The organism is Pseudomonas sp. S2_E02, assembly GCF_054668355.1.
In genome coordinates this window covers 3,494,872-3,506,032 of the sequence record NZ_CP162761.1, presented here as the reverse complement: position 1 = coordinate 3,506,032, position 11,161 = coordinate 3,494,872, and the positions used below count along the sequence as shown (strand labels likewise).

9 protein-coding genes are annotated in these 11,161 nt (G+C 60.2%); all 9 read right to left on the bottom strand.

Annotated features, from left to right (window positions below):
• Nucleotides 1-215 precede the first annotated feature (215 nt).
• Complete coding sequence (locus AB4O01_RS15675) at nt 216-1,232, bottom strand: class I SAM-dependent rRNA methyltransferase (RefSeq protein ID WP_093434893.1); 1,017 nt, start codon at nt 1,230-1,232, stop codon at nt 216-218.
• A gap of 162 nt (nt 1,233-1,394) precedes the next feature.
• On the bottom strand, nt 1,395-2,264 hold the full coding sequence (locus AB4O01_RS15670) for an oxygenase MpaB family protein (RefSeq protein WP_460089002.1): 870 nt from the start codon (nt 2,262-2,264) through the stop codon (nt 1,395-1,397).
• A gap of 51 nt (nt 2,265-2,315) precedes the next feature.
• Nucleotides 2,316-4,253: an acetate--CoA ligase gene (acs, locus tag AB4O01_RS15665; protein ID WP_460089001.1), complete on the bottom strand. Its 1,938-nt coding sequence runs from the start codon at nt 4,251-4,253 to the stop codon at nt 2,316-2,318.
• Between the two features lie 214 nt (nt 4,254-4,467).
• Nucleotides 4,468-6,132: a glucose-6-phosphate isomerase gene (pgi, locus tag AB4O01_RS15660; protein WP_186625127.1), complete on the bottom strand. Its 1,665-nt coding sequence runs from the start codon at nt 6,130-6,132 to the stop codon at nt 4,468-4,470.
• 231 nt (nt 6,133-6,363) lie between these two features.
• A complete protein-coding gene (panD, locus tag AB4O01_RS15655) occupies nt 6,364-6,744 on the bottom strand; it encodes an aspartate 1-decarboxylase (protein ID WP_257356134.1) in 381 nt (126 codons plus the stop codon).
• Between the two features lie 211 nt (nt 6,745-6,955).
• Entirely contained in the window at nt 6,956-7,816 is an 861-nt protein-coding gene (gene panC, locus AB4O01_RS15650; RefSeq protein ID WP_460089000.1) for a pantoate--beta-alanine ligase, read from the bottom strand.
• Complete coding sequence (gene panB, locus AB4O01_RS15645; RefSeq protein WP_093434905.1) at nt 7,813-8,613, bottom strand: 3-methyl-2-oxobutanoate hydroxymethyltransferase; 801 nt, start codon at nt 8,611-8,613, stop codon at nt 7,813-7,815. The genes panC and panB overlap by 4 nt, the downstream gene beginning before the upstream one ends.
• Nucleotides 8,614-9,014: 401 nt before the next feature.
• Nucleotides 9,015-9,500: a 2-amino-4-hydroxy-6-hydroxymethyldihydropteridine diphosphokinase gene (gene folK / locus AB4O01_RS15640; RefSeq protein WP_460088999.1), complete on the bottom strand. Its 486-nt coding sequence runs from the start codon at nt 9,498-9,500 to the stop codon at nt 9,015-9,017.
• Nucleotides 9,501-9,504: 4 nt separating this feature from the next.
• On the bottom strand, nt 9,505-10,905 hold the full coding sequence (locus AB4O01_RS15635; RefSeq protein WP_064118692.1) for a polynucleotide adenylyltransferase PcnB: 1,401 nt from the start codon (nt 10,903-10,905) through the stop codon (nt 9,505-9,507).
• Between the last annotated feature and the right edge of the window lie 256 nt (nt 10,906-11,161).

Here is an 11,161-nt window from a genome sequence, read left to right as displayed (position 1 = left end):
TCTGAATCGGAGTGCCTTGGAGTATGGCACGCGATTCTGGTTCCGAAGTAACAGCCGTGCTGCAGGATTGTTCAGATTTCTCTGTAATCACAAAAAATGTGGGAGCGAGCTTGCTCGCGAAAGCGGTCGTCCAGTTGATCAAGATGCCGACTGACACGACGCCTTCGCGAGCAAGCTCGCTCCCACAGGGAAACAGTTGCCGCCGCGCGAGCGCTTCAGAGCTGCAGAATCAGGGTTTTCAGCGGCGGTTGCTGATCCATCGACGGGAAGTCGGCGCCTGGGGTCATCACGCTCCACTCACGCACCGGTCGCCCGGCCTTCTCGGCACAGCGCAGCACCTGCTCGCGCCAGTCGTCCATGCTGACTTTCGCCAGATTGTTGCAGCAGATCAGCACGCCATTGTCGGCGGTGGTCAGCAGGGCGGGTTTGAGCAGGCTCTGATAGTCACGCAGCAAATCGACAGTGCCGAATGCGCTCTTGGCCCACGCTGGCGGATCAAGCAGCACCAGGTCGTATTGGCGCTGATCGAGGCGCTGGTAGCTCGGCAGTTTTTGTCCACGGCGCTGACTGATCGGCAGCCCGGCGAGTTGGCGGATGGCCGGGAAGTAGTCCGACTGGATGAATTCCATCTCCGGCAACTGCGGGTTGAGCAGGCCGTTTTCGCGACCGACCGCCAGATTGCCTTCGGCGAAATCCAGATTGCACACTTCACGCGCGCCACCGGCGGCCGCACTGAGGCCGACGCCGCAGGTGTAGGCGAACAGGTTGAGCACGGATTTGCCTTGGGCGTGATCCTTGACCCAGCCACGGGTGTTGCGCAGATCGAGGAACAGCAAGGGATCCTGCCCGGCATGGCGTCCGCGCACCCGGTAGTTGAGGCCCCATTCGTGGCCGACCAGATCGGCCAGTGCCGCGTCTTCAGCTTTGTAGACGCTGTCTTCACGGTCAATGCGCGAGTTGCCTCGGGATCGGTCGTTGTAAACCAGCAAGGTTTCCATCCCCAGGCTCTGATTAACCATGGCGTGCAGTTGCAGCAGGTCGTCACGCTCCAGCGTCTGGTGGAAGCTTTGCACCAGCAGTTGCGGGCCGTAGCGGTCGATGGTCAGGCCGCCGGCGCCTTCCTGGCTGCCGTGGAACAGCCGATAGCAATCGGTGCCCTGGCGGTGCAACTCGGCCAGCAGATCCTGGCGTTGATCGAGGGCGGCGCGCAGCGCCTGATTCAAGGAAGACATGCGGGCGCCTTGCTGGTGAGAATGGGGGCGCGGGAGTTTAGCAGCTTGGCGGGCAATCGAGTTGCGCCCTTCGCGAGCAGGCTCGCTCCCTCATGGGATCCATGGTGCAAATTAGATCTCCTGTGGGAGCGAGCTTGCTCGCGAAGGCGTCCGACGAAGTTTTCAGCTCAAGCCCATCCGGCGTTTGGCGCGTTGCACCGAACCATTGCGCATCGCCCAGCGCAGCATCGGTGCGCTGCGCCGGACGCTGGCGCGAATCAGTTGCCGTTGCAGCGAACTCTGGCGGACGTCGAGCATGTCGCTGGCCCAGTCCGGCAACAGGTCGATCCCGGCCTTCATCATCAGATCGCCAAACGGTCGCGCCAGAACACTCGGCGCCGGCGCGTCGAGCAGCAGGCGCAAAACCTCACGGCTGCGCTCGTCGCACAGCAACTGCGGGCGCATGCGTTGCAGATACTCGGCCACGGCTTGCCGCGATTTCGGTACATCGCGCGCGCCCAGGCGTTCGGCTATCACGGCGATTTCCGTGTAATAACGATCCTGATCTGCCCCCGACAACTGCGGATTGCGATAACGCAAATGCGCCGCCAGAAAGTTACTCACTTCCGCCACATGCACCCAGGTCAACAAATCCGCATCGCTGGCTGCGTAGGGCCGGCCATCAGGCGCCGTGCCGACCACCTGCAAGTGAATGGTGCGCACTTTCTCGATCAGCCAGTCGGCGTCCCGGCGCGAGCCAAACGTGGTACCGGACACAAACTGGCTGGTGCGCCGCAAACGCCCGAGCATGTCCTCACGAAAGTTCGAATGATCCCAGACCCCGGCCAATGCCAGCGGATGCAAAGCTTGCAGCAACAGCGCGCTGATGCCACCGATCAACATGCTGCTGAAATCGCCGTGCACCTGCCAACTGATCGAGTCCGGACCAAACAGGCCGGGATCGCCCTTGGGATTTTCCAGGTCGAGCTGACCGAGCGACAGCCCGGTCAGGCTCATGAGTTGCTGTTCGATACGGCAGCGGATGAATTCCATGACCACTCAGTGAGAAAGGCCAGGCGCGGCCGGTTGACCGCGCCCGGGGTGTTACTGATTGAGGCGCTTGTCGATCAGGCCTTGCACCACACTCGGATCGGCCAGGGTCGAGGTATCACCGAGGCTGTCGAGTTCGTTGCAGGCGATCTTGCGCAAGATGCGCCGCATGATCTTGCCTGAACGGGTTTTCGGCAAGGCCGGCGCCCACTGGATCAGATCCGGTTTGGCGAAGCTGCCGATTTCCTTGCTGACGTGGGCCAGCAATTCTTTCTTCAACTCGTCATTGGGTTCGGTGCCGTTCATGGGAGTGACGAAGGCGTAGATGCCCTGACCTTTGACGTCGTGGGGGTAACCAACCACGGCGGCCTCGGCGATGCTGTCGTGCAATACCAGTGCGCTTTCCACTTCGGCGGTGCCGATGCGGTGACCGGAGACGTTGATCACGTCATCGATGCGCCCGGTGATCCAGTAATCGCCGTCCTCATCGCGGCGTGCGCCGTCGCCGGTGAAGTAGTAGCCGGGGTAGGGTTTGAAATAGGTGTCGACCATGCGCTGCGGGTCGCCATAGACGCTGCGGATCTGCGCCGGCCAACTCGACTTGATCGCCAGCACGCCACTGCCGGCGCCTTTGATTTCCTTGCCGTGCTCATCGAGCAGCACCGGTTGCACGCCGAACATCGGTTGCGTGGCGCAGCCAGGCTTGATTCGCTGGGCGCTGACCAGGGGACTGAGCATGATGCCGCCGGTTTCGGTCTGCCACCAAGTGTCGACGATGGGGCAGCGCTGTTCTCCGACGACATTGAAATACCATTCCCACGCTTCCGGGTTGATCGGCTCACCGACGCTGCCGAGTAATCTGAGGCTGGCGCGCGAGGTTTCCTTCAACGGTTCGGCACCTTCACGCATCAACGCGCGCAGGGCGGTCGGCGCGGTGTAGAAGATATTGACTTTGTGTTTGTCGATCACCTGCCAGAAACGCGAACTGCTCGGATAGCTCGGCACGCCTTCGAACATCAGCGTGGTCGCACCATTGGCTAGCGGGCCGTAGACAATGTAGCTGTGACCGGTGACCCAGCCGACGTCAGCAGTGCACCAGAACACTTCGCCGTCGCGGTAATCGAGCACGTACTTGAAGGTCATCGCCGCTTGCAGCAGGTAGCCGCCGGTGGTGTGCAGCACGCCTTTGGGTTTGCCGGTGCTGCCGGAGGTGTAGAGGATGAACAGCGGGTCTTCGGCGTCCATCGGCTCCGGTGGGCAATCGTCGCTGACCTCGCGCACGGCCTGGTGATACCAGAGGTCACGACCCTCGACCCAATCGACTTTGCCCTGGGTGCGTTCGACCACCACGACGGTGCTGACGTCGGGGCAACTTTGCAGGGCTTGGTCGACGTTCTGCTTCAGCGGCACGAACTTGCCACCGCGCACGCCTTCATCGGCGGTGATCACCGTGCGGCAGTCAGCATCAAGTATGCGGTCACGCAGGGAATCAGGGGAGAAACCGCCAAACACCACCGAATGGATTGCGCCGATCCGCGCGCAGGCGAGCATGGCGTATGCGGCCTCGGGGATCATTGGCATGTAGATGCACACCCGGTCGCCTTTCTTCACACCACGGCTTTTCAGCACGTTGGCCAGGCGGCAGACGTGGTGATGGAGTTTTTTATAAGTGATTTGCGCTGATTCTGCCGGGTCGTCGCCCTCCCAGAGCAGGGCGGTCTGATCGCCGCGCTTGTCCAGATGGCGGTCGATGCAGTTGTAACTGACGTTCAGCTTCGCACCGGCAAACCAGGCGGCTTCACCGGTTTTCAGGTCGTAGCGCTGAACGGTCTGCCACGGCGTGCTCCAGTCGAGGAACCGCGTGGCCTGTTCGGCCCAGAAGGTGCTGGGGTGTTCAATGGATTCGCGGTACAGGCGCCGATAGTCTTCCTGACTCAATTGCGCAGCCCGGCGGACGGCATCGGCTTTGGGGAACGTGCTGATATCGAACATGACGGTTCCTTATTCTTGTGGTGCGACAGGAATAAAGATGCGCCGAGCGATGCAGAGGTTCAAGTCATGTGTAAAACAACTGTGGGAGCGAGCCTGCTCGCGAATGCGGTGAGTCAGTCAACAAAGAGGCTGAATGACACACCGCATTCGCGAGCAGGCTCGCTCCCACATTGGAAATGGGTTGCCCACTGGAATTGTGGGCAACCCATTCACATCACCCGCGGTGACGACCGCGGAAGTAGTTGATCAGGCCCTGAGTGGACGGATCATCAGCGTTGGTTTCATCGCTGCCGACCAGACGGTTGTAAACGCCTTTGCCCAGTTCCTTGCCCAGTTCCACGCCCCATTGGTCGAAGGCGTTAATGCCCCAGACCACGCTTTGCACGAACACTTTGTGTTCATACATCGCCACCAGTGCGCCGAGACGACGCGGGCTGATGCGCTCGACCACGAGGGTGTTGCTCGGACGGTTGCCCGGGATCACCTTGTGCGGCGCGAGCTTGTGCACTTCTTCTTCGCTCATGCCCTTGTCGCGCAGTTCCTGCTCGGCTTCCGGCAAGGTCTTGCCGAGCATCAGCGCCTGGCTCTGCGACAGGCAGTTGGCGTACAGCCACTGATGGTGGTCGGAGACCGGGTTGAAGCTGACGATCGGCACGATGAAATCGGCCGGAATCAACTGCGAACCTTGATGCAGCAACTGGTGGTAGGCGTGCTGACCGTTGCAGCCGACGCCGCCCCAGATCACCGGACCGGTATCGGTCGACACCGGCGTGCCGTCCTGACGCACGCTCTTGCCGTTGGATTCCATGTCCAGCTGTTGCAAGTGCTTGGTGATGTTACGCAAATAGTGGTCGTACGGCAGGATCGCGTGGCTTTGCGCGCCCCAGAAGTTGCCGTACCACACACCGAGCAGGGCCAGCAGCACCGGCATGTTCTGTTCGAACGGCGCGGTCTGGAAATGCTGGTCCATGGTGTAGGCGCCGGACAGCAGTTCCTTGAAGTTGGACATGCCGATGGCCAGGGCGATCGGCAAACCGATGGCCGACCACAGCGAATAACGACCACCGACCCAGTCCCACATCGGGAAGATGTTTTCTTCGCGGATACCGAACGCCACAGCAGCAGCATTGTTGCTCGATACGGCGATGAAGTGACGATACAGCTCGGCCTCCGAACCGCCCTGCGCCAGGTACCAGGCACGAGCAGCCTGAGCGTTCTTCAGGGTTTCGAGGGTGTTGAAGGATTTCGACGAAACGATGAACAGCGTGGTCTCGGCGCGCAGTTTCTGCGTCAGTTCGTGGAATTCGCTGCCGTCGATGTTCGCCAGATAATGGCAACGCACGCCTTTCTGCGCGTACGACAGCAGTGCTTCGGAGACCAGCTCAGGGCCGAGGAACGAGCCACCGATGCCGATGTTGACCACGTCGGTGATCGGCTTCTCGGTGTAACCACGCCACAGACCGTCGTGGATGCGGCCGACCAGATCGGTAATCTGGTTCAGGACCTTGTGGACTTCCGGCATCACGTTGACGCCGTTGACCGACAGCTTGTCGCCTACCGGGCGGCGCAGGGCGGTGTGCAGCGCCGGGCGGCCTTCGGACGTGTTGACGATTTCGCCTTCAAACAGCGCTTTGATGGCGCCTTTGAGATCGACTTCATTGGCCAGACCGACCAGCAGGTTGCGGGTCTGGGCGTTGATCAAATTCTTCGAATAATCGAGAAACAGTCCGCAGCTGCTGAGGGTGAACTGGTTGAAGCGCTGCGGATCGGCGTTGAAGGCTTCGCGCATGCTGAAATCCTGCATGGCTTGGCGGTGATCTTTCAACGCTTGCCAGGCGGGCAGAGCGGTAACGTCTTGAGGAGTGAGGTAATACGCCATCGCTGCGGTTTTCCTTTTTACTTGAACGGCCTTTTGAACACTGAACAGACCCGGCACGCCATGTTTGGGCATGGGATCAACTGCGTCGACACGATTTCTGGACACAGGGCGAATACAGTAAACCTCGCGCTGCGTTCTGTCTTGACTTTGTCTGACCAGATCCCTGTACTTTTTTAACATCGAGACCGGGAACTGGCCGACAAACGGAGGGGGAGCGGGGCGATTTCGTGATCAGGCGAGCTGAACCGGGATGGCGTTGCTGGTGTGACTCAGCTCGTTGCCTGGCGCCATGTAGAGCATGCGCGGCTTGAAATTGACCAGTTCCGCTTCGCTGTAATGGGCGTAGGCACAAATGATCACACGGTTGCCAACCTTGGCTTTGTGCGCTGCGGCGCCGTTGACGGAGATCATCCGCGAGCCTTCTTCGCCACGAATCGCGTAGGTGGTGAAACGCTCGCCGTTGTCGACGTTATAAATCTGGATCTGCTCGTATTCACGAATGCCGGACAAGTCCAGCCACTCGCCATCAATGGCGCACGAACCTTCGTAATCGAGCACCGCATGAGTGACTTCGGCGCGGTGCAGTTTTGCCTTGAGCATGATCGCGTGCATGAGGGATTTTCCCGGGTTGGAATCGAACGGCGGGCAGTGTGCCCGAAGGCTTTAGGGGCGGCAATAAGGCTTGAAACGCAATTTTCATAACACCGAAAACCACTGTAGGAGTGAGCCTGCTCGCGATAGCGGTGTGTCATTCAACACTAATGCTGACTGACACACCGCTATCGCGAGCAGGCTCACTCCTACAGGGGGTATTGCGGTGTTTTTAAGCGGGGGTGTCGAGGTTCAGATGCAGGTTGTCGATCAACCGAGTAGTGCCAAGAAACGCCGCCACCAGAATCACCAGATCGCGATCCTCCGCCGTCGCTGGACGCAAGGTCAGTGCATGGCGGATTTCCAGGTAATCCGGACGCAGGCCCGCCGCTTCCAGCTGCTGTACCTGGGCACTGATCATTGCCGGGAAGTCGCGTTGGCCTTGCTTGATCAACTCGGCAATGTTGCTCAGCGAGCGATAGACCACCGGCGCCACGGCACGTTGTTCTTCGCTGAGGAAGCCATTGCGCGACGACAGCGCCAGGCCATCGGCAGCGCGAACAGTCGGCTCGCCGATGATCTGGATCGGCATGTTCAGGTCGTGCACCAGCGCGCGAATCACCGCCAGTTGCTGGTAATCCTTCTGGCCGAAAATCGCCAGGTCCGGCTGGACCATGTTGAACAGTTTGCTGACGACGGTCGCCACACCCTCGAAATGCCCCGGACGGCTGGCGCCGCACAGGCCTTCGGACAACTGCGGCACGCTGACCCGAGTCTGTCCGGCCATGCCGTCGGGGTACATTTCTTCGACAGTCGGCGCGAAGAGCAGGGAGCAACCGGCTTCGAGCAGCTTCTCCTGATCCGCTGCCAACGTGCGCGGGTATTTATCGAGGTCTTCGCCGGCGCCGAACTGCAGCGGGTTGACGAAAATACTCGCGACCACGAAGTCCACCCGTTGGGTGGCTTTGGTGATCAGTGCAACGTGACCGCTGTGCAGGTTGCCCATGGTCGGCACAAAGCCGATGCGCTTGCCTTCGCTGCGGGCGCGGGCTACGGCGGCGCGCAGTTCGCGTACGGTTTTAACGGTGTTCATGCAGAGAATCCGTGTTCGATGCCAGGGAACGTGGTGGCTTTGACTTCGTTGACGTAAGCCTTCAGCGCGGATTGGATGCTGTCCTGGCCGTGCATGAAGTTTTTGACAAATTTCGGCACGCGGCCGGTGATCGACAGACCGAGCATGTCGTGCAGTACCAGGACCTGGCCGTCGGTGGCGTTACCGGCGCCGATGCCGATGACTGGAATCTTCACCGCCTGGCTGATTTCGGCAGCCAGTTCGCTCGGTACGCATTCGAGCAGCAGCATGGCGGCGCCGGCCTGTTCCAGCGAGATCGCATCGGCACGCATCTGCCGCGCCTGATTTTCGTTACGGCCCTGCACTTTATAGCCGCCGAGAATGTTCACTGCTTGCGGAGTCAGGCCCATGTGCGCGCATACCGGTACACCGCGCTCGGCGAGCAGACGGATCGACTCGGCCAGCCACAGCTGACCTTCGACCTTGACCATGTGCGCACCGGCCTGCATCAGCATGGCGCTGTTAGTCATGGTTTGTTCAAGGGTGGCGTTGGCCATGAACGGCAAGTCAGCCAGGATCAGGGCATCGGTATTGCCGCGTTTGACGCAAGCGGTGTGGTAGGCCATTTCTGCGGTGGTCACCGGCAAAGTGCTGTCGTGACCTTGCAGGACCATGCCGAGGGAGTCGCCCACCAGCAGCACTTCGACACCAGCCTCGTTGCAGGCGTGGGCGAAGGTCGCGTCATAGCAGGTCAGCATGGTGATCTTTTCACCTTTCTGCTTGAGGCTCTGGAGCGTGGTCAGGGTGATGGCTGGCATGTAAAAAATCCTCGTTCAGGCGCTCTGGAAACTACTGCGAGTAACGCGCGTGATTCTTCATCTACTCAGGCGCACGCTCTTTTGTCGTGCTTATAAGGCCTGGATTGCGCCCGTATGTGCCGGGTTGGCGGCAGCGGGACGCCTATAGTCGTGATGAGCCAACAGGAAGTCAATTGCGTGTGTTACCGCATTGTTACGAGGGGAGTGTTACCGGCGTTACTGATGCGATTCAGCGCTGCGGCGGGCCTGATTCGCGGGGTTTTTGTCGGACAATAAATCTGGATGTGGCGCAATCCCTGTAGGAGTGAGCCTGCTCGCGATAGCGTTCTGTCAGCCAAAGATTTATTGGTTGATCCACCGCTATCGCGAGCAGGCTCACTCCTACAAAGGGCGGATTTGTGTCAGGCGTGGGGGAGGCGTTCCAGGCCGACGAACGGGCAGGCTGCCAGCAGCTCGGACAAGGTGCGGCCATCGGCCAGACGCATATCTTGCGGCGCCAGTTCGGCGAGGGGATAGAGCACGAACGCACGTTCCTGAATCTGATAATGCGGGACTTTCAGGCGCGGTTCGTCGATCAGGCGATCACCGAACAGCAGAATATCCAGGTCCAACGTACGCGGGCCCCAGCGCTCCAGACGCTCGCGGCCCTGATCATTCTCGATCGCCTGTAAGGCATCGAGCAGATCCAGCGGCGCAAGATCGCTGTCAAGCGCAGCGACCGCGTTGGTGTACCGCGGTTGGCCTGGCAGCAACGAGTCGCTTTGATAGAAGGCGGAAACGCCCGTGAGTGTGGTCTGCGGCAGTTGCCCCAGCGCCTCGACGGCGCTGCGCAACTGTTCGGCCGGGTCAGCGAGGTTACTGCCCATGCCGATGTAGATGCGTTCCATGCCTTTATTCGCCTGTAGCGCTCGGGGCGCCGGCGCGTTTGCGCTTGGAACCGCTGCTGCGGCGACGTTTGCGCGGAGCACCGCTGGCGTCATCGCCCTTGCCGCTGAGGTCGCGGATCATATCGCGACGTTCGCTGTCGTTGGCGTCCTGATAGTCAGTCCACCATTCACCGAGGCCATCAGTCTCCTCGCCGGCGCTTTCACGCAGCAACAGGAAGTCGTAACCGGCGCGGAAACGCGGATTGTCCAGCAACAGGTCGGCACGTTTGCCGCTGCGGCGTGGCAGGCGCTCCTGCATGTCCCAGATCTCGCGGATCGGCATAGTGAAGCGTTTCGGAATCGCAATGCGCTGGCATTGTTCGGCGATCAGCTCGTGCGCGCCTTCCTGCATCGCTGGAATCGGCGGCATGCCACGTTCCTGCAAGCGCAACACGCGAGCCGGCAAAGCAGGCCACAACAGTGCGGCAAACAGGAACGCCGGGGTCACCGGTTTGTTCTGCTTGATGCGCAGGTCAGTGTTGGTCAGCGCTTCGCTGATCAGCGTGTGGGTGTATTCCGGGTTGTGTTCCAGCGCATCGGCACTGGCCGGGAACAGCGGGGCGAACAGTTGCAGATCGACCAGCATTTCGAAGGTGATTGCGCCGTGTCCCGAAAGGAACAGCTTGAGTACTTCTTCGAACAGGCGTGCCGACGGAATCTCGCGCAGCATCGGCGCCAGTTCGCGGATCGGCTGAACCGTGTGCTTCTCGATGCCGAAATTGAGCTTGGCGGCAAAACGCACGGCGCGCAGCATGCGCACCGGGTCTTCCTGGTAGCGCTGCTTCGGATCACCGATCAGACGGATCAAGTGATTGCGGATGTCGTGTACGCCGTTGGCGTAGTCGAGGATGCGCTCGCTGACCGGATCGTAATACAGGGCGTTGATGGTGAAGTCGCGGCGTTGCGCGTCTTCTTCCAGGGTGCCGTAAACGTTGTCGCGCAGAATGCGTCCGCTCTCGTTACGCGAAGACTGATTGCTGTCTTCGTCGTCTTCGTTGACCGGGTGATTGGCGCGGAAGGTCGCGACTTCGATGATTTCGCGACCGAAATGGATGTGCACCAGTTTGAAGCGACGGCCAATGATCCGCGCATTGCGGAATTCGGCACGGACTTGCTCGGGGGTGGCGCTGGTGGCGACGTCGAAATCCTTGGGTGTGATGCCCAGCAGCATGTCACGCACGCAACCACCGACCAGATAAGCCTGGTAACCGGCACCTTGCAGGCGTTCGACGATATTCACCGCGTAGCGGCTGAATTGCGTTTTCTGCAGCGAATGTTGGCCGCTGTTGAGCACTTCAGGGGTGCTGCGGATGTGTTGCGTACGACGCACGGGAGTTCGGAATGACTGGAACAGCTTCTTCAGCATGGGATGCACTGTTTGAAGGAATGTTCGGCCATACCAAAGAATGACCGCATGATGGGCGCAGATTCTAGCATTTAGTCGGGGGATGGTGTAGGACACGGCAGATTTGAGCTGTAAGCCCCAAGCTGCAAGGGGCGAGCAAGGGAAATTCGAAGGATTTTGCCGGAAGGGAGAAACTACAAGGGGAGCCGAAGCTCCCCAAGAAGTAGTTGCGTGCTCTTTTTATTATTGATTCGGGCTTCTTGTTTTTGTTGAGTGC

Bases quoted from the DNA above. Each gene is read 5' to 3' on its own strand.
- AB4O01_RS15675 (WP_093434893.1), bottom strand. From the start codon at position 1,232: ATGTCTTCCTTGAATCAGGCGCTGCGCGCCGCCCTCGATCAACGCCAG.
- AB4O01_RS15670 (WP_460089002.1), bottom strand. From the start codon at position 2,264: ATGGAATTCATCCGCTGCCGTATCGAACAGCAACTCATGAGCCTGACC.
- acs (WP_460089001.1), bottom strand. From the start codon at position 4,253: ATGTTCGATATCAGCACGTTCCCCAAAGCCGATGCCGTCCGCCGGGCT.
- pgi (WP_186625127.1), bottom strand. From the start codon at position 6,132: ATGGCGTATTACCTCACTCCTCAAGACGTTACCGCTCTGCCCGCCTGG.
- panD (WP_257356134.1), bottom strand. From the start codon at position 6,744: ATGCACGCGATCATGCTCAAGGCAAAACTGCACCGCGCCGAAGTCACT.
- panC (WP_460089000.1), bottom strand. From the start codon at position 7,816: ATGAACACCGTTAAAACCGTACGCGAACTGCGCGCCGCCGTAGCCCGC.
- panB (WP_093434905.1), bottom strand. From the start codon at position 8,613: ATGCCAGCCATCACCCTGACCACGCTCCAGAGCCTCAAGCAGAAAGGT.
- folK (WP_460088999.1), bottom strand. From the start codon at position 9,500: ATGGAACGCATCTACATCGGCATGGGCAGTAACCTCGCTGACCCGGCC.
- AB4O01_RS15635 (WP_064118692.1), bottom strand. From the start codon at position 10,905: ATGCTGAAGAAGCTGTTCCAGTCATTCCGAACTCCCGTGCGTCGTACG.